Consider the following 20,818-nt stretch of genomic DNA (forward strand, 5'->3'; position numbering starts at 1 on the left):
CGGGAAAATTAGCTGCGCTTTGGCGGCTTTACCACCGGTAGCGCGTGGTCATAGCGGCCTGTCATTGCCGGTGTTACATGACCTGCAGCGTCTTGCTTGTCCCCACGGTTGCCCACTGTGTCGGTGATGCCGCGATGCTTGAGACCATGCAAAGAAAAACGCTCCTGTTCCGCGATGATTCCCTCTGCCATTGCGAGTCTTATGAATCTTTGCCAGGCGCTATCTAACGATGATTTAGCCATTGGGCTACCGCTTTGTTCAACGAGTAGTCGTCGATCCTCAGGCTTGATAGGAACTGGAAAGTTTCGACCGTTCTTAGTCCAGATGGCGGTGCGTCGCGCGACCAGGTGATCCCACGCTTCGATCATTTCTGGATCCCACTCGGTGAGTGTGTCGCGTGATCCTTTGCGCCGTTGAGCATGTATGCCCATTGGTTGCTTATGAGTGTCGTTGAGTGTGCACACCTCGACTCCGCGTAGTCGCGCGCAATATGCCAGCACCATGACGGGTGCGAGATAGCTCGGGCAACTGCCCTTGGTGTGTGGTGGCCGGGAGCCGCGTTCACGGGCAAAAGCCAGAACCTTTTCGAACGCAGTCGGCGTTGGCATCCGGTGCTTCTTTGCTTCGCGTGCTTGCCTTACGCCAATGGCTGGATTCGACCTGCATAAGCCGACACGCATGCCCCATGCAAGCGTGCGCCGTAAGTAACGATGAAGGTGGTTTGCTTTGCTAGGCGTCGCCGGGAGTGCGGGCTGGTAACGGTTGGCAGTCCGCCCCATCGCGAAGACTTCTACGAGTCGCTGGACTACGGGCGTGGTGATGCGATCAACCTGCACCGCACCCAGTTTGGACCCGTCTTTGCGAAGATAGTCCGCAATTGAGTCGGCGTAACGTCGATAGTCATCTTGCGTGTCGGTCGCCAGTTCTTTGAACTCCAGTGACTCATGGAAGCGATCAAAAAGATAACGCAACGTGCCACGCGTGCCCTTGCCTGCACGCTCTTCAACTATTCCATGCAACTCCGATAGACGAGCACCGGCATAGGCCACGGTTTGCTTTCTTGTGGCCCCGCCTTCTGGATGCGGCTCGACGATGTACCACCGGCCATCTTCCCAATACAGGCCGCGCGGAAGCGCGACCTGGTCAATGTGGGCTGGTATGAGTGGATTGAATTTTCGCTTACGGCCTCTTGCCATTACATCAACTCCTGTTCTGTATCCATCTCGATCTCGTTGTCTTGCTGCAGCCCAAGGGCGGCATTGAGGGCATCTAGCGTTGTCCAGATTCCACCTCGACCGTCGTACTTGTAACGGATGCCCTGATCGTTGGCCCAACGCACCACGGTCGCTGCACGAGGGGAGGGGCCAATTGGCGCGCATAGGCGCCGCAGATCCTCGAATGTCAGTACACCTCCGCTCATGCATCTTGTCCCCCGATCCACTCCCGCCTGTGCCGCCATTGCTCGCGCATTTCCTCCACGAGCATGTCAGCTGCGGCGTAGCCACGCTGAGCGGCGATGCGGAGCCGTAGCTCTCGCACCTTGGCTGCATCCGTGTAGCCCTGCCGTAGCCAGTGGCGCGCCTCGCAAGCCCTGCGAAACCCTTCCATATTTGCGCCATCGATCATCGCTGGCGCGCACCGGTGAAGCGCAGGCCGAGTTGCACGACGTTCTGGGCACAGGGCTGTGGCTGACGAGGCGTGCGGATGCGATGAGCACGCCGCCATTCGATCATGGCGAGCTCGTAGCTGGGATGCTTCTGCGTGCGCCCACACACGCATTCGATGAAGTGCCCGCCGCCCGCCTCAGGGCGGCGGGCATCGAGCATGTGGCGAGCTAGGTGGCCGTTCGTGCAGGGCGGCAGAGGACTGTCGTGGTCGACCTGACGTTGCGTCACGGTACCTCCCGGCGTAGCACGCGCTCGGCGTCCCGCAGATGCTGCACGGTGTCGGAGTCGATTCGGTCCAACGCCTGGGCAATGGTGTAGTCCATCTCAGTCAGCCAATCGGCACGATTCAGTACCAGAGCAGCGGTGAGCGCTTCCCCAGTGGACAAGGGGCCTGGCTCTCCCATACGCGCGGCGGCGCGCGCAACCTCGATCGTGCGCTGCAGGTTCATGGTTGCGTCCTCCATGCGGCGCCGAGTTGGGCGCGTGCTTCCTCGATACGCATGAGGCGCAAGCCCCAACGCACCGACCAGGTGCGGGCCTGCTGCTCGTCGCAGGTCAGGATCAGTTGCCCGGAAGACTCCACGCGATCAGCGCGGAACGTGAACAGCACTTCGTCCAGCTCGATGACCTCCTGCAGGCCGAGCTTCTGACACAGAGCCTCGGCGTTAAGTGACTTTCCGCTGGCCTGCGGTCCGAAAAGAACGACGGACTCAGCCATGAGCAACTTCCCGCCGCACAGCCATGCGGGTGCGGCGACGTAGGCGCTGTGGCACCTGACCAACGGCCAGGCCGGTCTGGGTGAGGCGCGGACGGCGCGACGTCCACAGCTTGTAGACCAGGGCGCCGCCGGCCGCCGGCACCAGGATCATTGCAAAGGCCAGCAACTCAACCATGGGCCACCTCCCGTTCGGCCTGCGCCATCGCAGCCGCCGCAGCCGCAGTCGGCCGGCGGGGCAGCATGTTGGCCAGGTCGAAGGGAAAATCCAGGCCGTCCATGAATTCGGCCAGTTCCGTACTGATGCGGTCTTCCGCCGTGGTCCACAGGCGGGGGCCGTCAATCAGTTTCCAGCCCGTGCCGGTGCCGCGACGCCGCTCCCACGACTGGCGAGCCTCGCGAAGCGGTCCCATGTTCAGCGTGGCAGTGACCACGACCGCAGCATGCGTGACGTGCATGGTGATAGTCGCCGAGCAGTCGCCCACACCGCGATCGTAGGCGACAACGGCCGGCGTGCTAGCCTCCGCGCCAGGTCCGGTGCTCGAAGCCAGCGGACGTGCTGCCGCGGCTGGACGTGTTCCAGTGTGCTGTTGCATATCGACTCTCCTGAGTTGCGTTGGTGGAGGGCCTTGGGGCGGTGTTACAGCACCGCCCGCCGGCCTGCTGTTGCGGGGTTAGATCAGGTCGGCGCCAGATGGCGGGTTGTGCGGATCAGGCTCGTGTAGACGCTGTGCGCCATTGAGGACATCGAGCAGTTCGTGGCGGATGTACTCGGCCACTGCCGCCGGTCCGTCGTGATTGATGCCTGCCTCGATCGCGACGTCGTTGGTCAGCGCGGCGAGCAATGCGGCCGCGTGGTACGCGCGCCAGAGGCGGTATTGCTCTTCTTCGCTGATCGAGAAATCAGCGTCCTCTGGCAGCTGCGTGTTCGTGTGGGCGGTGTCCATCAAGCCACCTCCAGTGCGGCAGGCATGCGCCCGATCACCCATTCCAGCAGTGCGGCGGCTTCGGCTTCAGGCATCACTACGTGCAATGAGCCGATGACCAGGCCGGTACCGTCATCGACGGGGAACAACTCGCAAGCCTCTTCGATCGCGCTGCAGGCGAACATGACCGGCGGGCGGTCATGCAGGCTGTCGGCGTACAGTTCAGCCAGCACGTCGGTCGCTCGGATCTGCAGGAGCAGGTAGACACCGGGAGCGACGCGCAGCGCCTTGTGCAGGTCGCGGCGGCTCACTGGCGCACCTCGGCCAAGTCGGCATTGATGCTGGAAATGGCGGACTCGACGTCGGCCAGTGTCAGCGCCTCGGGCGCTTTGCCCATGGCCTGCAGCTTCACCTGCAGGGCGAGCCAAGCGGTGTGGTTCCAGTCGAGGGTGTCGGCGATCAGGCCGAAGTAATGGGCAATCTGACGCGCGGCATTAGCCGGCGCTTCTTGAGCGTCGTAGGACATGCGGAACTCCGTGCTTTGACAGAAATCCGCCGCCCCGACGCCAATCGGGGTGGCGGACGATGCGGGTTGGCGTACCGGATACACGGAACCGGCGGGCCTTGCGGCCCCCACGCACCGCCCGCCATAGAACTGGCAGGCACGCGCCCGAGCGAACGCCGGGCGAGAAAAAAGCGCCGGACATCGATCGATGGGCGCTGTTGCGCCGTGTAAATTCGGGACGCCAATCCCGGTCGCCGATTTTGCGGCGACGCTGTAATAGTTGCTCCGTCCTTGGGGCGCTGTCAATGAAAATTTCTCAAAATTTCCCACATGTGCAAGCGCGCTCATTTGGCAAACACCCAGCACTTCACGGTGGTGCCGACGCCGGTCAGATCGTCCTTGAGGACTGCACTGTTGACCGCCACGTTGGCGCCGATGAACTTGTGCCGGCGCGAGTCCCCGAGCAGTGCACGCAGGACCTTGAGATCGGGCACGGACTGGCTGAACTGCGAAGCACGCGCAGCGAAGTGATTAAGGTTGATCGCAATGCGCTGCGCGTCGCGGCTGTGGTTGACGACGGCTTTGCCGTGGCCGGTGGCTTCGAGGTATTCGTAGGCTTCCCAGAACTCGTTGACCATCGCGTGGTCCGCGCTGATCGCCTTCTGTCGTTCCAGGGCCATGTCCAACAACGCGAGCCGCGTCTGCTCGACCATGTCGTCAGGTAGAGCGACAACCAGGCGCAGACAGTCGAACAGCGCGAGCATCTGCGCATGGTTCTTGATGACGCGCTCAAGGCGCAGATCCTGCTGCGCGCGCAGCTTGGCCTCGAAGACCTTCACACGCTCGGCGAACAGATCGAGGATGGCGCGCTCCTGGCGGATGGCGCGCACAAGGAAATGGCTGACCTCTTCGACCTGCAGCGCATTGAGGTTATCGGCCGCGATGCGGCTTTCGGTGGTGACCTGCGGGCGTTTGAAGTGCAGCTTCACGATGCGTGTGAGGATCGCCTCGCTGGCGTCCACTGCGGCGTTCTGGGTGATCACGATCGTGCCGCGAAACGGAGGCTCGTATGTCTCGTTGCCGCCATTGCGCACGCCGCGCGTTGCCAGCGTGCCGCCGCCGAAGAAGTCTTTCAGCTCATCCCACTCGAACGTCTTGGAGTGCGCTTTGTCTGGCTCGCTGCGATCGGCTTCCAGCAGGACGACGGGCATGCCGGACACTTGGCCCATGGCGCGTGCACGGCCTGCCTTGGACGACTTGGCCGGGTCGAAGCCCTCGTAGTCCGAGCGGCCCAGCAGCTTCCACAGGAACGTCAGTAGCGTGGTCTTGCCGGCGCCGGCCTCACCGGTGGCTTCAAGGAACGGGAAGCTCTTGTGCCCGGCGCGGATCTGCTCGGCGAACAACGAGCCAAACCAGAACGTCATGGCAACCATGCCGTGCGTGCCGAAGCACTGCCACAGCCACGGCAGCCAATCCACGCGGAACGCCTCGGCGTCGCGCTGAATCTCCAAGCGGATGGACTTCTGCGTGGTCTTCAAGCGCAGCTTGTCGAACTCGAAGTAGTCCTCCTCGTTCGCCGTCACCAACTCGCCGTCGCGCACAGCCATGTCGCCGAGCAGGTAGGCGCGGTGTTCCTTGCTGTAGCCCACGAAGTCGATGGCATCGACCGTCTTGATCGCCTCGGTCTGCTCCTCGATCAGGCGGTCTAGCTGGTGGCCGGTACCGGTGAACATGGCGCCCGCGGCCAGGGAGATCAGGCGCTTTTTGAATTCGGACGCGCTGGAGACATGGCCACCGGTAAAGGTGCCCTTTACGCTGGGGCCATCGTGCGGGAAATCGACGCGGAAGTAGTACCAGCTTTCGTCCGTGACTTCCTGGCGTTGGAAGTACAGCGCTTCGGGGTAACAGTTGGCGATTTTCTGTACGGAACAGGCAGCGCGCTTGATCTTCTTCAGATCCTCGGCCGCAACCTCGTCGCCGTCGTCGGCATCGATGTCGCCCAGCTTCTCCTTGCGAAGCTTGTCGAAGCGCTGGGTGTCGAAATCGAACCAATACAGACGGGAGCGATACTCCAGCCAGAAGTCGTTGCGGCCGTCGTGCTCGAACATCAGCAGGCCTTTGTCCACCGCCGAGCGGGCCACGAGCAGGTCGCCCTGGTAGCGAGCTTCCTTGACGTCGTTGTCCCACTGCTTGGGATCATCAGACGCGATCGCGCGCAGATGTAGGTCGTTCCAGTCGGTCTTCTTGCCATCGCGCTGGACGATCTGCGCCGCACGTGAGTCGAAGCCCAGCGCCGCTGCGCGCTTGATGTGCTTGTGCGTGTAGGCACGGGCACCTGGCTCGTTGTCCAGTGCCCATACGAGCGTCGGCAGATCGGCCAAGCGTGCCTTCGCCAGCTCGCGTAGCGATTCTTCCGGAAATGCGTTGGAGGACATAGCCGATACCGCGCACATGCCGTGCTGCATGAGCGCGATCGCATCAAAGATGCCTTCGACGATCCACACCTCGCGTGCCGTCTGCATGGCTGTCAGCGCGGCAGGCGCCGCCCACCACGCCCCTGCATAGCTCTGACCTGGCGCAAAGCGCGCCTTCTGCTTGCCGAAGCGATGCGGGCGATCGATTAGGCGCTCCCACCAGCCACCCTTGACCAGCGCGAAGCGCACGGTCGCGGTGCCGGCGCTGATCTTGCGATCGTAGTGGCTGTCCTGGGTGTAGAGGCCTTTCAGCGGCGCCAGGTCAAAGCCACGCGAGAACTGCAGGTATGCATCGGCCGCTGCGTTGGGAGCCGCAGCCGTTGGCTGGAAGCGCTTGGACCAGTCGTCGAACAGGTCGTCGTACAGATCCTTGACGTGCAGCTCGCGCCCGCACTTGGATTGGCGGCCGCACTTCACCACCCAGGGCTTGAGATGGTTGGTGTAAAGCTCTTTCTTGCTGCAGGACGGGCACTTGCCGCCGCGCATGTACTCGGTACCACTACGGTGCTTGAGTCCGTAATCCCGTTCGAGCCGGGACAGCACCTGTTGTCGCAGATCCTCTTGCATCGAGCTTCCTTAAACGCCGAGCACGCGCCAAGGCGCGGACGGTGTTGTGGCGTTGTCGATCACGACATAAGCGCCGCCGGCACGACGGTGCGCGTCAACGGCGGCAGCGAGCAGGCGTGCCTCTTCGTGCTTTGCGTGTGGCGCTATGCGCTGCGGCGCATTGCTTGCCGCATCTACGAATCGCGGCTCTTGCGCAGTGAACCAGCTGCTGGCGTGCGTCACGAGCCGACCTCAGTATTTGGGTGTTGGAGAGTGGACAGGGCGATGGCCGATTCGGTCAGCACCACGAGGCGCTCATTTACGCTGTCAGACGTTGCAAGGCCCTCGCGCATGAGTGTTGCCACCACAACCGCACCGAAGCGCTGCGTGGTCTCCGGCGCGGCATTGCGGCCGATGTAACCGTGTTCGGTCTTCATTAGGCCGCCATGGTTGAGCGCGACTTCCAGGCAAAGCTTCGCCGTGGGCGGCAATGCCGCCCAATCAAGGGTCTTTCGCATTAGAGGTGCCTCAGAGGTGAGGGAAGAACGGCTCGCCGCCGACGGGGATGAGATCTAGCTGTCGGTCGCCGAGCGACTCGCGGTATGCCTGCAGCGCCTGGGCGCGCTCATAGGCGGGTGTCGGCGGGAGCTCGCTGTGTGAGGTGGGCACGCCGCTTGGGCTGGCAATACCGGTCAACTCCGAATGGCCTGTATAGGTCGCACCGCACATTGGGTTTTCGCACACATAGGAGTCGTGTCGCAGGAACTTGTGAGCGAGGAAGCTGGTGCGTTTGATGAGTCTTGCGCTGCAAGCCTCGCAGCGGAAAACGATTTTTTTTCGACCGAACATGCTCACCCCCTTGAGCTCTTGGCGGTTGGGATTTGTGTGGCACTATTGGGTGGTGCCTTGAGACCCAATGCGATTGCCGCTTTATGCGACTCGCCGTATTTGCCTTGAGAGCGGCCACGGAGCAGGTCATGTACGACCGACCGATCCACGCCGTTCTGCCGAGCGAATGCCGAGACCGTGATGCCATTTGCTTCAAGCCACTGCCGCGCCTGTTCCGGGCTGCGGGGCGTGAACTGCTGCATCTGACTCTTCGGGGGCATGTGGCGGTTCCGTCTACTTTTGGGAATTTTGTGGACTTAACTCAACATTGTCAAGTAAGGAAATGCCTGTATGACCGTAGGGAAACGCCTGAAGGAAGAGCGCAAGCGGCTTGGCCTAACGCAGGACGAGATGGCCGTACAACTCGGCCTCACGCGCTACGCGCAACTGAACTTCGAGAAAGACATCAACCTGCCCGGTGGAGCGTATCTACTAGCCGCGCTGAGTCGTGGCGTCGATGTCATGTACGTGCTGTCTGGACACCGAGCGCAGTTGGACCCCGCTGATAGGCTCCTGCTGTCTACGTTCAAAGATGCAGCACCGGCGACACGCAAGACTGTGCTTGCGGCATTGGGCTTGGTAGGCGATGCCTCGTCTTCCAATGCAGGAGCCGGCTCGGTCCTGACGTTCGACAACAGCGATGTGGGCCAAGCGGTTTCGACGACAGCGATCGTGGATCAAAGCAACATGCGGATTGTTGTTGGTGGACGCAAAAAAAAGAGCAAATGATCAGCATCGCTATTGGACAGTTGCTCGTGAGAAATTTGCCGTTATCGGCTATACCAGCCTGAACTGTAGAGCTTGCTAGATCGCAAAGAAAAAGCCGCCGGCTTTTGACCGGCGGCTTCTTTGTGGGTGCCAGCGCGTAGCTCCATGCGATCGAGTTGCCGTCGTCCTGACAGCGCGAGATGACCAGACATCCCTTGTGTACTTTCTTCCTAAAGCGAAAAGGCTGCCATAGGAAAAATCCTACTTACAGGTAAGAACCCCACCCATCAGAGCTGTGTCGCTTCGGCTGCGCTATTCACGACCGGTAGCGTTGATTTGGAAGCCGACTTGACGCATGTGTGTGATACCTCGACCGGCTCGGTCTTGACGCCATCTGCATCCACCAGCCAGCGCTTGAAAATCATCGTTGCTGTAGCGCTACCGCTGCCGCAGCTGAAATTGAAGGTGAGCGGCGATGACGTAGAGGTAGTTGCTCGGGTGCCTGTCTGACAAGTCCAGCCTGGAGCACACTTTACAGGTTCGAAATACATAGTCACAGGAAAGGTCGGATTTCCAGAGTAATTAACCTTGTAAGGAACCTGGGATCCTTGAGGGCCAGATGAGGCAGGAATGGAGTCAATCTTAAAAGGGGTACATGCCGTCCCTTCCTTGTACAACTTAAGCCCCTTAGCCATGCCCTTGCTGGCTAGTAGCCGAAATTTCTCGTTCTGTAATGCGGCGGCATCAAGCGCGTTGGTGTGGAATCCGACCTCGATAATGGTAGAAGGGAACTCGGCTACTCGATTCTCTCCTTTATTCTCTGCGCGTGGAGCAGTATCGACGCTCCACTGCGCGTAGGCTGCGTCAGCGTTTATTATTTCTTTCATGGAGCAAAGAATTTTTGAAGTTAAATCTTTGCTCTTTTCGGTGAGGGGGTGATCTTTTTGATAAAATCCTGTAGTCCCTCTGATGGCGTTGCTTTCGGCTGCATTGGTATGGATATGAAGGCCGTAGCTTGCTCCTAGGTAGTTTCCGTATAAGGGGCGTGAACGAATATCCTCATTCTTTTCGCGCTCTACACTTGTCTTGTCATTAGGAATTGACGCCCATATTTTCTGCTGATCCGGCAATAAATCCATCAAGTAGTACTTTGCAGAAACCTCCCACCATGGCTTTCCCGACGGTGTGTGTATCGCAGTGGACTCTGAGCGGACCAATGCAGTATTTATTTGGGAGCCATTTGCAGTAAGAGCGTTGTTTACTGCTGTGGCATATGCCGGAGTTGTTGTGTCTTCAAGCATTCCATTCTTAGGGTCGCGCTGATAGCTCCACGTGGCTTTGGCTCCATCGTGTTTAATGTACAAGCCATGTCCGGCAGATAACAGAAGCAGGGGGAGCGGATCTTCAGCCGGGCGAACTAGCCCACTTTTTTTTTTACGGCCTTGGGTTCAGGGTGATAGAAGAAAATGTCCTTCCCACCGTATGTGCACTCGTATTCGGTGACGCTGACCTCGCCGCGAAGCAAATAGCGGGCTGTCGTTGCGAAGCTGCTGCACTGTTCTTCAGAGTCAGCGCCAGCTGTTTCAGGAACAGCATCCTTGCCAAGCTCAATTGTGAGTTTGCTCTCTGTTGCAGATATGTGAGCTGAAACGTCGAACTTACGCTGACCAGGCAACTTAGTGGTCCTGCTTGCCTGCGACCGCAGCTGCTGTGTCACAGACCCTTCAATCGCACTTCGATCAATTGCAGACAAACTAGCTGTGGCGGCCCCGTCGCTCTTCTGCTCGACCGCACTTGCGTGGGAGACCACGAACAGGCTGGTTGCAATGGCAAGTGCTGTTGCGCTCAATTCCAATGAAAACTTCATTCTCTTACTCCGTGAGAAATTCCCTGATAGACCCCGGCTAGTGCCTAATATTTTGCGCCAGCCGGGCCTCGGATCCACCCCGTGCCGAGCGTATACGAGGTGATATTTCTTGTCCATCGCAGTATCAAAGAGGGTGCTAGGGCTGAATGTTTGTCTCAAGGGCAAGTGAAGTAGTGAAGCCGCTATTGCCCATTGTGTGAGTTGCCCTAGCGATCAGCCAATGCTGCAAATCGATTTCTGGTTTGAAGCCGATGAGCTTTAGGCTTTGCTCTGGTGACACATCCGCTCTGCCTAAAGCCAACGTGTAGTCGAACTTGGCCAAGCCCCGTTTCACCCTCTCGAGCTCCGCGTCCGCATGCTGGCGTGCCGTTGCCTCATCGGCATACGACTCGCGTAGGCGCTTGGCGTTGTCGTCTGTGCCCACCAGCACCGACTGCCGGCGTGCCTTGCCCTTGTCCACCCAGTACGCGCGCACACCGGTATAGGCATCGCGGTCGGCAACGGAGTACCGATGCTGGTCGCCATCGCGGCGCGTCAGGGTGACAGTCGGCAGTGATTTGCCGGTTGTCGTGATGCCGGCGCCGATGGGCGCAAAGACCAGCGATCCTCCTTTCACCGTTGCCACCGCATCGAAGCGCTGCCCGAGGCGTGTCAGCAGATTCATGTCGCTCTCGTTGGCCTGGTCGAGATGGGGGAGCTTGGTGCGTGCCAGCGCCTCGGCCACGCGGGGCGTCAGCCCATGCTCGCCGGCGAGGGTATTGAGCACTGCACCGAGCGTGGTGTTGTGCCAACTGCGCTCGCGCCGCGTGCGCACGCTAGCGGTCAGGTCTGCGCTACGCGCACGCACGGTGATGATGTCCGGTGCGCCGCTGTATTCCACTTCGTCCACGATGAAGGTGCCTTTGTCGATCAGGCCCGTGGCTTTCCAACCCAGCGCAACGGCCAGGCGTACGCCGCGTTTGGGCAGCGCCATCCTGCCGTCGTGATCGTGGATCCGTAGATCAAGTTGGTCGGCCTCGCCGCCGCGGCATTCGGTAAGGGTGAGGTCGAGCAGGCGCGGTGCGATGCGCTCGGTGAGGTCGATGCCATCGAGCACCACGCGCCACTGCGGAATCGGGTAGCTCATGCGGCAGTCGCCTCGGGCGCCACATCGTCGGTACGGCGTAGGCTCAGTTGGAACTCGACCCGGCGTGGCGTGCCATCCGGGAAGAACAGCGAGGCCGTCTCGTTGACCGCCAGCAACACGTACGGCCCATACACCCAGCCTGTGCCATCGACTAGCGGCAGCGGCTCGCCGGCGGCTGCGAGTCTACGCAGCGTGGTCAGCGATCCACGTGTGCCGGTGAGGTCCGGCGCGATCAGGCCGGATAACTCGATGGTCTCATCACCTGGGCCCAGGAACTGGCTGGCCGCGCGCGCGCCGACGCGCTCGCTGGTGGCATGGCGCCAACTCATCTGCCGCTGCAACTGCAGATATGCGGCGCTATCGAGGGCAAATACAAACGTTCCGTAGGACATCATCATCGGGGTGGATCCTCAGTCGTCGCGCAGGCTGGAGCGACGGGTGGCCGCCGTGCGCCGTTCGCGCTCTTCAAGTTGGCGGGCGACTTCGCGCGCCAGTGCGGTCGTATCCATACCGGGTGCGGCATGGACGTGGATGACGTAGCTGTTACCGTCTGCAGGCGCGCTGGCGGCGCGCGTAGGCGCCGACAGCGGCGCCCGGCTGTCGATCGCCGCCACTGGCGCTGTGGCCGTCGCCAGAGCCAGGCCGGCGCCCACCGCACGCATCCGGTTGCCGAGCGCCATGACGGCCTGCACAGGCGCGCCCTGGCCGCGCTGCAGCCCCACGGTGAGGCCCTGTATGGTGAAATCGCCCAGCTGGGCGAACACCCGCGAAGGACTGTGGATGCCCAACAGGCCCTTGAAGCGATCGACTACGCCGCTGCCGACACTGGCGATGGCATCGCCGGCGGCGCCGAGCTTGGAGCGGATGCCCTGGACAAGGCCGCTGATCATGTCCGCGCCGGCCTGCAGCATGCGGGCCGGCCAGTTAGCCAACTGCAGGTTGATGCCGGCCCACAGCTGCAGCAGCCCCTGGCGGATGCGATCGCCGTTGCCGGTGAACACGCCCACGATCAGCGACCAGGTGCCCTGGACGGTTTGCCACACACCGCCAAGGATCTGCTTGATCACTGGCAGCACGAACACAAACGCCTGCACCAGCCAGCCGATCGCCTTGACGGCCAGCTGCAGCTGGGTGACCAGCACCGCGCCAATGATATGTCCGAAGCCGCGACCGGCCTGCGTTGCACCGTGCAACTGGGCGGTGGTGGCCTCGAACGGCGTCAGCAGCTGCTTGACCCACGCCCAGGCCTGGCCCATCGCAGCGGCCACGGTGTCCCACACCGGCGCCAGCGGCGCGAGCGCGGTCTTCAATTCGGCCAGCACCGGCGCGGCAACATCGACAATGCCTTGCCAGACGCCGATGGCGAAGGCCTTGATCGGCCCCCAGTACTTCCACACCAGCAGCGCCACCGCCGCGACGGCCGCGCCGATTGCCAGCACGGGCAGGCTGACCCCGCCGAGCAGCGGCAGCAGCAGGCGCGCGCCATTGGCGAGCATCGGCAGCACGCGGCCACCGAATGCCAGCCCCTGACGCAGTAGCGCACCAAAGCCGCCACCGCCCGACAGCAGCGCCACGGCGCCGTGAATCTGCGAGAACGCCATGGCGGCAACGCCGCTGGCGACCAGCAGGCCACCCAAGATCGTGATCAGCGCGGCCCCAGCGATCGCCGTCTTGGCGATCGCTCCCACCAGCACCGGATTAGCGCGGATCCACGTCGTGACCTGGCCGACCACAGCAGCCGTGCGCTCGGTCAGTTCCTTGAACTGCGGCAGCAGCGCCTGGCCGATCGATTGCGACACCACCACGGCGGTGTTTTTCAGCAGCTGCAGCGAGTTGGCCGAGGTGGCCACCCGCGATGCGTACTCGGCCGACATTGAGCCGCCGTAGCGCTGCGCGTCGGCCACCTTGGCGAAGTTGCCCTGTAGCAGCTCCAGATTGGTCAGCAGCGGCGCGATTGCACCGATCGACTCGCGCCCGAACAACTGCGTCATGGTCGCGGCCTGCTCGGCCTTGGGCAGTGCGCGCAGCTTCTGCAGCACCGACATGATCGCCCCGCCTGCGTCCTTCTGCATGAGCAGGGCCATGGTCTTGGCCTTGATGCCCAGCTTGTCGAAGGCCTCGCGCTGGCTCTTGGTGGCCGACTCGCCCGAGGCCAGGGTGAGCAGCATGTTCTTGATGCCGGTGGCCGAGACTTCCGACTCGATGCCCATGCCAGCGACGGTGGCGCCCAGCGCGGCCAGTGGCCCGCTCTGCAGGCCGGCGACTTCGCCCAAGGCACCAATGCGATTCACCACCGCGCTGATCTTGTTGACGCTGGCAGGGCCGGTGTTGCCGAGGTAGTTGATCTTGTCGGCCAGCACGACCACTTCCGCCTGGCCCATGCGGAACGCCGTGCGCCAGGTCGCCATGGTCTGGCCGGCTTCCTCGGCGCTGCTGTCGAATGCCACGCCCATCTTGGCCGCGTCCTCAGCGAAGAGAACCAGCTCCTTGCGTGGGATGGCGGCCTGACCGGCGGCCGCCACAATCTTGGCAATCTCGGCCGGCAGCATCGGCAGGCGCATGGAGAGGTTTTCGACATCGCGGCCCATCTGCAGGAACTGCTGCGGCGTCTTGAAGTCCACAACCTTGCGCACGTCGGCCATGGCCGACTCAAACTCCATCGCATCGCTGATCGGTAGTACCGAAGCGCCCAGTGCACGCTGGCCGGCGAAGGCCATGCCCGCGCCGTAGGCACTCGCGTGCAGGCCGGCGCTCTGGATGCGGGCGGTGCGACGCTGGGCAGTGTCGATCGCCACCAGGCGCTGCTGCTGGGCGCGCATGGCGGTGTTGGTGCTGTCGATCTCGCTGCGCAGGCGGCGCTCGTGCGTGACCAGCTCGCGGGTGCTGATTCCGGCCGTTTCCAGGCGGCCACGCAGGCGCTGCAGGCCGGCCTCCTGCGTGCCGTGAGCGGTCTTGAGTTCGCGTGCGGTACGCACGGCGCGCTCGAACTCGGCATTCATGGCTGCGGTGGGCGTGCCGGTGGCCTTGATCTGCTGGGCGAGCGTGCGCACCGACTGCCGCTGCGCATCGAGTGCAGCCTTGGCGCGCTGCGCCAGCGCGACCTGTTCGCGATACGCGCCGATGTCGCGGTGCTGGCTGTTGAGTTGACGCAGCGCGTCGCGCTGGTTGCGTAGTGCGGTAGCAACGCCACGGCTGCCATTGAGCACGCGGCGGAACGGGCCGGTGGCGCGATCGACAGCGGCCAGGATGACCTGCAGGCGCAGATTGTCGGAGGCCGCCATTTAGGCGGCCTCGTTCGTGGGGTAGGGCATCACTCGGCTCCGCTTCGCAGGCGGGCACGCTCGCGCCACGCCGTGAGTTCGTGCAGCGACCAGCCGTCCATTTCAGACGGCGGCCAGTGGAAGATGGCCGCGATGTCGGCCATCGCATCCTCTACGCAGTCGGGAAATCCGCTTCCCTCTGTGCCTTCGGCAAGAAAAAAACCTGCACGTCCTGGCCTACCGCCAGCAGGTCGGCCGGATCCATCGCATTGACGTCGGCGGTGGTCAGCGTGGGCGAAGAGATGCGCGGCAGCAGCGTCGCCAGCGCAGTGACGTCCAGCTGCAGCACGTCGGTGAGCTTGAGGCCGCGCAGTTCGCCGGCGCCAGGCTTGCGCACCTTGATGTCGGTGATGGTCTGCTCGCCACGCACGATCGGCTGGTCGAGGGGAATGGCTGGGGAAAAGGTCGGGGTCATCGGAAGGTCTCAAGGCTGAGGCCTGGCGGCGCCAGGCCGGAAGGGTCAGGCGCCGATGGCGCGGCGGTGAGGCGCAAGCAGATCCACACCGTTGACGATCTCGATCATGTTCATCAGATCGATCTCGATCACGGTGGAGCCATTGATCATTAGCTTGTAATAGCTGGCGGAGGTCTTGACGGAAAACTCGGTGTCGCCGCCAGACTTGCCGGTACCCGGATCAATCTCTTTGTGGCGGCCGCGCACCACAAACTCGACGGAATCCACCGCGCCGCTGTCGTCGCGCTGGTATGCGCCGGCAAAGCGCAGCTGCACGGCGTTATGCGTGGTGGCGCCGTACTGATTCAGCACGCTGCGCATCATGCCGCCGCACTTCCATTCGAGCTCGATCTTCTCCTGGCCGAAGTCGATGTCGACCGGGCCATTCATGCCGCCACCGCGATATTCCTCCATCTTGCGGGACAGCGTTGGTAGCTTCACTTCGACCACCTGGCCGAGATAGCTCTCACCGTTGTTGAACAGGTTGAGCGCTTTGAGTTTCTTGGGCAAAGCCATGGGTTTCTCCGGGAATCAAAGGCGGATGCGTTACGCGTTGACGCGTTCGGCAAAGTCGGCCAGGTAGCTGGTGGTGATCTTCTGGTACAGCTGCAGGTTCTCCAGCGGCGGTACAGGCGTGTAGTCGTAGTCGATGCGCAGCGCGCCATCTGCCAGCGTCGTGGCGCTGTTGACGGTGCCGTCAAACCAGGCGGTGGCATCGATCAGGTAGCCGGACGCCTTCAGGTCGCGGAACTTGGCGTTGATGTCTTCGACGATGTCTTTGACCAGCGAGGGATGCATCGGCTTGTCGACGTAGAACGCCACGCCCTCGGCGATGGTGTCTGCCAGGACCTGCCCGGTACGCGTGGCCGTCTCGAAAGCGAACATGTTGTCCTCCGCGCACGTGCGCGACCCCCAGAAGCGTTGCCCGTTGAAGTTGACCAACGTGCTGATGTCGCCCTCGTTGAGCACACCCGCATCGGTGGCCGGATCCTGCAGATCCCAGTGCACGTCCTTGGAAATGCCGGTGACGCCGGCCACCGGCACGTTGGACAGGCTCTTGTGCCAGCCCTGTTCGGTGTCGATCTTGGCGCGCAGGCCGAGTGCACGTGCAGTGGCATATGCCGCTGTCGTGGTGCTGGTGGCGGTGTCGAAGGCCAGGAAGTCCGGCCAGATCAGCATCAGTTCGCGATCGCCGAACTGCCCTCGGTAGGTGATGGCATCGGCCACGGTCTCGGCAACTGGCCGCACATAGGCCATGGCGCGCAGCTTCTTGGCGATGGTCGCCAGCGCCTTGGCGACGGGCAGCGTGTCCAGCCCAGGCGCACCCAGGATGCGCGGACGCACGCCCAGCTGTGCTTGCGCTGCGAGCAGTGCATACAGGCCGGTGTAGCCGCTGGACTCGGCCTTGCCGATGACGTTGGACGATGTCTTGGCCTCGTCTTCGTCCTCAGCCACACGCACGACCACGGTCACCGGATTGGTCTGGTCGGCGATGCCCTGCAGGGTGTCGCGCAAGGTGCCCTTGGTGCCGGCACTGGCGATGGCACCGAGCACATTGGTGAGCAGTACGGCCTTGTTGAGCGGAAAGACCTTCTCGTCCGCATCGGACGCCGTAGCGACCAGGCCGACAATAGCGGTGGAAACGGTGCGGAGGACGCGCGCACCTGCGCTGATTTCGATGACGCGGACGCCGTGGTGGTAGGCAGTGGACATAGGTTCCTCGATCAGAACGAGCGGAAGCGGAGCGGGATGGTCATGCGCAAGCGCGCATTAGCGGGAGCAACGTCGGTGCGTTCGCCTTCGATGGTCAGCACGAAGCTGCCAGGCGTATCGCCGATGACCAGGTCGATACGGGTCAGGCGCAGGCGCGGCTCCCAGCGCATCAACGCGGTGGCGGTAGCGCCGTAGAGCAGCGTGCGGGTGGCCCCGTTGGATGGCTGGTCGATCAGCTCGGGCAGCAACGAGCCGAAGTCGCGGCGCTGCTCGCGCGTGCCGATGGGCGTGGTGAGGATGCAGACGATCGATTGGGCCAGGTGCTGCTCGCCCTCGATCACACGGCCGGTGGCGGCATCGACGCCGATCACTGCGGACCACCGCTGAGTGCGCTGCCGGCCGTCACGCCGGTGGTCTTGTGGTTCTTGAGGCTGATCCCGCCGCCGATGACATCGGTGGTCGCAGTCGCGGTACCGGCGATCTTGGTGTCGCCGTTGAGCGTTGTCTCGCCGTTGACGGTCAACGGCCCGTTGAGCGTGATGCCGCCATCGGCGGTGATGGTTGCAGTGCCGCCGCTGGGCAGTGTCGCCTGCAGCGCATGTGCCTCGGTGTCGTAGTGGATTTGCGCGCCATCGGCAAAGCGCAGCACATGCAGCGTGTCGGATGCGGCAGGCGCTGCAAATTGGTCGGAGTAGAGGCCGCGTAGCACCAGGCCATCGGCCAGGTCGCCGGCCGGCGACAGCACCACGACTTGTTCACCGATCGCCGGCGCCGACCAGATGATGGTGGTGCCGGCCAGAGTGACTACCCAGGGCAGATAGTCGGTCAGCATCTCGCCGACCTGTACGCGGCATCGCGCGGTGGCGAGATTCACCTCGGCGACAGTGCCGAGGCGAATGGCATTACTGAGTGCGGAGGATTCGTTGCCCATGCAGTCATGGTCGTCGCGCGCGAGCAGGATGACACCGCAGTTGCGCTGTAGCTGCGTGATCTACGCAGCGCACCGGTGCTACAAATTCGCAGGCGGCTCAGGCGCTATGACTTCGCGCTGGGTGAACTGCGCGTCAAAGTAGTACAGCCCGTCGCCGCGGTTGAAGTACATGCCAGGCTCGCACACGGTCTTGTCTTGGAGTGCGCGGAACTCGAAGCCGTCAATGGTGAAGGCGCTATCGGAAACGATGATGTTGACTACCACGTCGGTCCCGGTCTGGATCATCGCGTAACGTCCAATCGTCATCTCAACACCACTCAATGAAAGCGAAGCCGGGGCACCCGGTGGCCCCATCCTTGCCGAACGTATTTACACCGGCACCGTTGGAGACGCCACCGCCACCGCCGCCGCCAGCGCCAAAGCCGAAGCCCCTGCGGCTGGCTGACGTGGTGTCGCCTGCACTGCGGCCGCCAGGCCCGCCGCCGCCGAAGGGGCACGAGCCTCCGGTTCCTGCTGGGCCGTAGGGAGAAACTGCAGCAATAGATGCCGAGTCACCGCCGGCCGGGTAGCCATCTCCGCCGGCAGCGCCTCCCACCTGGTTGGCGCCGGTGAACCCACCGCCGCCGCCCTGGCCTCCAGACAATGACACCAGGCCGCCTATGACCGTGGCGCCGCCAGCGCCGCCGGCAGCGCCAGAGGCGCCGTCTGTGCGCGAGCCTGCGCCAACTGCTCCGCCGGCACCGATGACAATCGGAAGCGTGCTCCCTGGCGTGACTGCAAAGCGCACTCGCTGAATCGACTGTCCAGCGCCGCCACCACCGCCGCCAGTCGCTGTGTACGTCCCGGACCCATTCGACTTCTCGGCACGGGTTCCACCGCCGCCACCACCACCGCCTCCGGCGCAAGCGCTGACGTAGATCGCAGTCACGCCTGCCGGCACAACAAAGTTGCCAGATGCTTCGAACCTCGCACGGCCACTGCGGCTATCGATAGCGGCTTTCAATGCGTCCGGTGTGACGGCTCGTTGTGGGTCTACACCTGCAATCGCTTCTATGCGCGTGGCAAGTTCGACAATGCCTTCCTTCTCGGTGGTCGCGGCCGGGTTGGTGAAGTTGGCATTGCCGAACGTCACCGAAGACACGGTAACGCCGGAAAACAGGATGTCGGCAGACATGAGCAGGTCGGACGCGGCGGCCTTCTCCATGATCAGATCCGGCTGGGAGTAGCTGCCCAGCAGCGTGCCGTTTTCCAGGTACAACCCAAACCCGCGTACCTCATAGGTCGCCCGGCTGGTGTCGTTAACGGTGACGTGGATGGTGGTGGACGACGTCGTGCCGCCCGAGATGCTGGAGAGCGCCAACTGCTGACCTGGGACGCTCTTCAGGTCTTCTGTTGCGGCGAAAGCTGTCGCAGTGAAGCCGATGCTGGTCACCTTGACGGCGTTGGTGCCGTTCTTCTCGGCGTTGATCAGCGCCGCGCGACCAGCGGTGGTGAGGACCAATTGCAGTGCCATGGTTTATCCCTGCGCCGTCATCGACAAACGGCGGTAATTGATGATGCGAATACCAGTAACCAGCGAGACATTGCCGGTTGCTTGCAGACCCTGTACGAAGCCGAAGTGCGAGCGAACGGGCTTGGTGCGCTCAACCTCGGCGATGACCTCATCGACAAACCGAGCACTCGCAGCCCGCCCATCGGATCCGTTGAGCGTGAGCGTCAGCTCGAAGGTGTGCGGTTGGCCGCGTGGCTGCTGCTGCCACCACTCGCGGATGGTCACCGCACCCCCGAACGAGGCCACCACCATGCGGACGCTATTGGCGGTGCCCTTGCGACGCTGGATCGCCATGGCGCTACGCAGGCGCGAGCGCTTGACCGCATCGCTCCAGTCGGCCTTCCAGTCATCCACCGATAGCGTCCAGGCCAGCCATGGCAGATGGCCGGCGGGGCATGTATCTGGGTTCCAGAGGTCCGGGTACGGCAATGGAATTGTTTCCAGGCGCTCGGTGACGGCCGCTAGGGCGCGCTCCATCGGCGTAGCGTTGGGTGGCAGCGGGGAGCTACTCATCGATGCCGGCGTGCACGATGTTGATCGAGGTGCAGTAGGCAGCCTGCGTGCGGCTGATCCGGATGTCGGCTGCAGGTGTGTCTAGTTCAATACGCTGCACGCCATCGGCGAACAACTTGGCCTTGATCGCTGACTCGGGCACGTCACGGCCGATGCGGTGAGCTTCGTCCAGATACGCCTGCAGGCTGCGCATTGCCTCGCGCATGACCACCGCCGAGTCTGGGCCCGCGTATGTGTAGACGCGCCCACGGATGGCGTACGGGATGATCTGGGCGCTCTGGACCGTGACGTTGTCCGTCAGCGGGCGCACGTCGTCGTTGGTAAGAATTGCCGCGACCTCGTCCAGCAACGCCTGGGGAGCCGTGCCATCGCCGGTGCGCGATTGGACCGTGACCAGGACTTGGCCAGGCGCAGGGCTGGTGGCGCTGGCATCCATGACATCGGCCGCTGCGCTGAGCGCGTGATAGATGTAGGCGCCCTCGGGGCCGGCGACACTAAAGCCCTCCGGCGCCAGCTGGATCCGGCGGCGAAAGTCCACGTCCGACTCGTAGGTCGGTGCAACGCCGTTCTCCGGTTGGCCCGGATCTAGCACCAGACGCGCAACGCCGAACAGCGCGCCAAGGTGATCGAGGTTGGTACCGGTGGCGAAGGCCAGCATCGTCTGCTGCGCCTTGTCATTGGCGCGCTGGCGGATCAGCAGCTCGCGGGCTGCGAACAGTTGCAGGATCTTGTAGACCGGATCGGCTTCGGTGAGCGCCGAAAATTCCGGCAGCAGCCGGCGAAACTGGGCGAGTGCCTCTACGAAGATCGCCTCGAAGTCCAGCGCCTCTATGAGGTCTGGAGCTTGGAGTTTCGAAAGATCGACAGCAGTAAAAGAAGCCATAGGAGGTCCACGTGCGAAGCTACATTCTTC

32 protein-coding genes are annotated in these 20,818 nt (G+C 62.8%); 1 reads left to right on the forward strand and 31 read right to left on the reverse strand.

What is annotated here, in order from left to right:
* Window positions 1-8: 8 nt before the first annotated feature.
* The 16 genes from A7D16_RS21115 to A7D16_RS03175 form a co-directional block, all read right to left on the reverse strand.
* The gene (locus A7D16_RS21115) at window positions 9-1,196 is read right to left on the reverse strand and encodes a site-specific integrase (RefSeq protein ID WP_082925703.1); all 1,188 of its coding nucleotides are present in this window, start codon (window positions 1,194-1,196) and stop codon (window positions 9-11) included.
* A complete protein-coding gene (locus A7D16_RS03110; RefSeq protein WP_064629727.1) occupies window positions 1,196-1,420 on the reverse strand; it encodes a hypothetical protein in 225 nt (74 codons plus the stop codon). Before A7D16_RS03110 ends, A7D16_RS21115 begins: the two co-directional genes overlap by 1 nt.
* Complete coding sequence (locus tag A7D16_RS23975; RefSeq protein WP_064629729.1) at window positions 1,417-1,626, reverse strand: DUF7696 family protein; 210 nt, start codon at window positions 1,624-1,626, stop codon at window positions 1,417-1,419. Before A7D16_RS23975 ends, A7D16_RS03110 begins: the two co-directional genes overlap by 4 nt.
* Window positions 1,623-1,895 carry a hypothetical protein gene (locus A7D16_RS03120; RefSeq protein WP_064629732.1) on the reverse strand — a complete coding sequence of 91 codons (273 nt, stop codon included), beginning with the start codon at window positions 1,893-1,895 and terminating at the stop codon, window positions 1,623-1,625. Before A7D16_RS03120 ends, A7D16_RS23975 begins: the two co-directional genes overlap by 4 nt.
* The gene (locus A7D16_RS03125; protein ID WP_064629828.1) at window positions 1,892-2,116 is read right to left on the reverse strand and encodes a hypothetical protein; all 225 of its coding nucleotides are present in this window, start codon (window positions 2,114-2,116) and stop codon (window positions 1,892-1,894) included. The genes A7D16_RS03120 and A7D16_RS03125 overlap by 4 nt, the downstream gene beginning before the upstream one ends.
* Entirely contained in the window at window positions 2,113-2,385 is a 273-nt protein-coding gene (locus tag A7D16_RS03130; RefSeq protein ID WP_064629734.1) for a hypothetical protein, read from the reverse strand. Before A7D16_RS03130 ends, A7D16_RS03125 begins: the two co-directional genes overlap by 4 nt.
* Window positions 2,378-2,560 carry a hypothetical protein gene (locus tag A7D16_RS03135; protein ID WP_064629737.1) on the reverse strand — a complete coding sequence of 61 codons (183 nt, stop codon included), beginning with the start codon at window positions 2,558-2,560 and terminating at the stop codon, window positions 2,378-2,380. Before A7D16_RS03135 ends, A7D16_RS03130 begins: the two co-directional genes overlap by 8 nt.
* Window positions 2,553-2,978, reverse strand: coding sequence for a hypothetical protein (locus A7D16_RS03140; protein WP_064629739.1), 426 nt, complete (start codon window positions 2,976-2,978; stop codon window positions 2,553-2,555). The genes A7D16_RS03135 and A7D16_RS03140 overlap by 8 nt, the downstream gene beginning before the upstream one ends.
* 78 nt (window positions 2,979-3,056) lie before the next feature.
* Window positions 3,057-3,329 (reverse strand): hypothetical protein, encoded by a 273-nt coding sequence (locus A7D16_RS03145; RefSeq protein ID WP_064629742.1) that lies wholly within the window; start codon window positions 3,327-3,329, stop codon window positions 3,057-3,059.
* Window positions 3,329-3,619 (reverse strand): hypothetical protein, encoded by a 291-nt coding sequence (locus A7D16_RS03150; protein ID WP_064629745.1) that lies wholly within the window; start codon window positions 3,617-3,619, stop codon window positions 3,329-3,331. Before A7D16_RS03150 ends, A7D16_RS03145 begins: the two co-directional genes overlap by 1 nt.
* Window positions 3,616-3,834 (reverse strand): hypothetical protein, encoded by a 219-nt coding sequence (locus A7D16_RS03155; RefSeq protein WP_064629748.1) that lies wholly within the window; start codon window positions 3,832-3,834, stop codon window positions 3,616-3,618. Before A7D16_RS03155 ends, A7D16_RS03150 begins: the two co-directional genes overlap by 4 nt.
* A gap of 323 nt (window positions 3,835-4,157) precedes the next feature.
* Window positions 4,158-6,854, reverse strand: coding sequence for a toprim domain-containing protein (locus A7D16_RS03160; RefSeq protein ID WP_064629750.1), 2,697 nt, complete (start codon window positions 6,852-6,854; stop codon window positions 4,158-4,160).
* A 9-nt stretch (window positions 6,855-6,863) separates the two neighbouring features.
* A complete protein-coding gene (locus A7D16_RS24285) occupies window positions 6,864-7,076 on the reverse strand; it encodes a hypothetical protein (RefSeq protein ID WP_082925705.1) in 213 nt (70 codons plus the stop codon).
* Window positions 7,073-7,351 carry a hypothetical protein gene (locus A7D16_RS03165; protein WP_064629752.1) on the reverse strand — a complete coding sequence of 93 codons (279 nt, stop codon included), beginning with the start codon at window positions 7,349-7,351 and terminating at the stop codon, window positions 7,073-7,075. The genes A7D16_RS24285 and A7D16_RS03165 overlap by 4 nt, the downstream gene beginning before the upstream one ends.
* A gap of 10 nt (window positions 7,352-7,361) precedes the next feature.
* Window positions 7,362-7,682 (reverse strand): ogr/Delta-like zinc finger family protein, encoded by a 321-nt coding sequence (locus tag A7D16_RS03170; protein ID WP_064629755.1) that lies wholly within the window; start codon window positions 7,680-7,682, stop codon window positions 7,362-7,364.
* Window positions 7,683-7,684: 2 nt separating this feature from the next.
* Window positions 7,685-7,942: a DNA-binding protein gene (locus tag A7D16_RS03175; RefSeq protein ID WP_064629757.1), complete on the reverse strand. Its 258-nt coding sequence runs from the start codon at window positions 7,940-7,942 to the stop codon at window positions 7,685-7,687.
* 70 nt (window positions 7,943-8,012) lie between these two features.
* Here A7D16_RS03175 and A7D16_RS03180 point away from each other — a divergent pair, with 70 nt between their 5' ends.
* Window positions 8,013-8,450: a helix-turn-helix domain-containing protein gene (locus tag A7D16_RS03180; protein WP_064629759.1), complete on the forward strand. Its 438-nt coding sequence runs from the start codon at window positions 8,013-8,015 to the stop codon at window positions 8,448-8,450.
* Window positions 8,451-8,716: 266 nt separating this feature from the next.
* Here the strand turns inward: A7D16_RS03180 and A7D16_RS21125 are convergent, their stop codons facing one another.
* The 15 genes from A7D16_RS21125 to A7D16_RS03245 all read right to left on the reverse strand — a co-directional run bounded on the left by A7D16_RS21125 (window position 8,717) and on the right by A7D16_RS03245 (window position 20,788).
* Window positions 8,717-9,820 (reverse strand): N-acetylmuramoyl-L-alanine amidase, encoded by a 1,104-nt coding sequence (locus tag A7D16_RS21125; RefSeq protein ID WP_082925706.1) that lies wholly within the window; start codon window positions 9,818-9,820, stop codon window positions 8,717-8,719.
* A gap of 26 nt (window positions 9,821-9,846) precedes the next feature.
* Window positions 9,847-10,296 (reverse strand): hypothetical protein, encoded by a 450-nt coding sequence (locus A7D16_RS03185; protein WP_064629761.1) that lies wholly within the window; start codon window positions 10,294-10,296, stop codon window positions 9,847-9,849.
* A 136-nt stretch (window positions 10,297-10,432) separates the two neighbouring features.
* On the reverse strand, window positions 10,433-11,422 hold the full coding sequence (locus A7D16_RS03190; protein WP_064629763.1) for a phage late control D family protein: 990 nt from the start codon (window positions 11,420-11,422) through the stop codon (window positions 10,433-10,435).
* The gene (locus A7D16_RS03195; protein ID WP_016851190.1) at window positions 11,419-11,820 is read right to left on the reverse strand and encodes a phage tail protein; all 402 of its coding nucleotides are present in this window, start codon (window positions 11,818-11,820) and stop codon (window positions 11,419-11,421) included. The genes A7D16_RS03190 and A7D16_RS03195 overlap by 4 nt, the downstream gene beginning before the upstream one ends.
* 12 nt (window positions 11,821-11,832) lie before the next feature.
* Window positions 11,833-14,703 carry a phage tail tape measure protein gene (locus tag A7D16_RS03200; RefSeq protein ID WP_064629765.1) on the reverse strand — a complete coding sequence of 957 codons (2,871 nt, stop codon included), beginning with the start codon at window positions 14,701-14,703 and terminating at the stop codon, window positions 11,833-11,835.
* Between the two features lie 29 nt (window positions 14,704-14,732).
* Window positions 14,733-14,846 carry a GpE family phage tail protein gene (locus A7D16_RS21130; protein WP_005922203.1) on the reverse strand — a complete coding sequence of 38 codons (114 nt, stop codon included), beginning with the start codon at window positions 14,844-14,846 and terminating at the stop codon, window positions 14,733-14,735.
* A gap of 8 nt (window positions 14,847-14,854) precedes the next feature.
* Window positions 14,855-15,157, reverse strand: a complete 303-nt coding sequence (locus tag A7D16_RS03205) for a phage tail assembly protein (RefSeq protein ID WP_064629767.1) — start codon at window positions 15,155-15,157, stop codon at window positions 14,855-14,857.
* 45 nt (window positions 15,158-15,202) lie between these two features.
* The gene (locus A7D16_RS03210) at window positions 15,203-15,712 is read right to left on the reverse strand and encodes a phage major tail tube protein (protein WP_064629769.1); all 510 of its coding nucleotides are present in this window, start codon (window positions 15,710-15,712) and stop codon (window positions 15,203-15,205) included.
* 30 nt (window positions 15,713-15,742) lie between these two features.
* Entirely contained in the window at window positions 15,743-16,909 is a 1,167-nt protein-coding gene (locus A7D16_RS03215; RefSeq protein ID WP_064629771.1) for a phage tail sheath protein, read from the reverse strand.
* A gap of 11 nt (window positions 16,910-16,920) precedes the next feature.
* Complete coding sequence (locus A7D16_RS03220) at window positions 16,921-17,280, reverse strand: GPW/gp25 family protein (RefSeq protein ID WP_064629773.1); 360 nt, start codon at window positions 17,278-17,280, stop codon at window positions 16,921-16,923.
* Window positions 17,277-17,840 carry a phage baseplate assembly protein V gene (locus A7D16_RS03225; protein ID WP_064629775.1) on the reverse strand — a complete coding sequence of 188 codons (564 nt, stop codon included), beginning with the start codon at window positions 17,838-17,840 and terminating at the stop codon, window positions 17,277-17,279. Before A7D16_RS03225 ends, A7D16_RS03220 begins: the two co-directional genes overlap by 4 nt.
* Window positions 17,841-17,918: 78 nt before the next feature.
* Complete coding sequence (locus tag A7D16_RS03230) at window positions 17,919-18,146, reverse strand: hypothetical protein (RefSeq protein ID WP_064629777.1); 228 nt, start codon at window positions 18,144-18,146, stop codon at window positions 17,919-17,921.
* A gap of 1 nt (window position 18,147) precedes the next feature.
* A complete protein-coding gene (locus tag A7D16_RS03235; protein WP_064629780.1) occupies window positions 18,148-19,353 on the reverse strand; it encodes a glycine-rich domain-containing protein in 1,206 nt (401 codons plus the stop codon).
* A gap of 3 nt (window positions 19,354-19,356) precedes the next feature.
* On the reverse strand, window positions 19,357-19,905 hold the full coding sequence (locus A7D16_RS03240) for a phage tail protein I (protein WP_082925707.1): 549 nt from the start codon (window positions 19,903-19,905) through the stop codon (window positions 19,357-19,359).
* Entirely contained in the window at window positions 19,898-20,788 is an 891-nt protein-coding gene (locus tag A7D16_RS03245) for a baseplate assembly protein (protein WP_064629784.1), read from the reverse strand. Before A7D16_RS03245 ends, A7D16_RS03240 begins: the two co-directional genes overlap by 8 nt.
* Window positions 20,789-20,818 lie beyond the last annotated feature (30 nt).

Origin of the sequence: Xanthomonas nasturtii (assembly GCF_001660815.1) — a bacterium.
In the GTDB taxonomy this organism is placed as follows: Bacteria; Pseudomonadota; Gammaproteobacteria; order Xanthomonadales; family Xanthomonadaceae; genus Xanthomonas; species Xanthomonas nasturtii.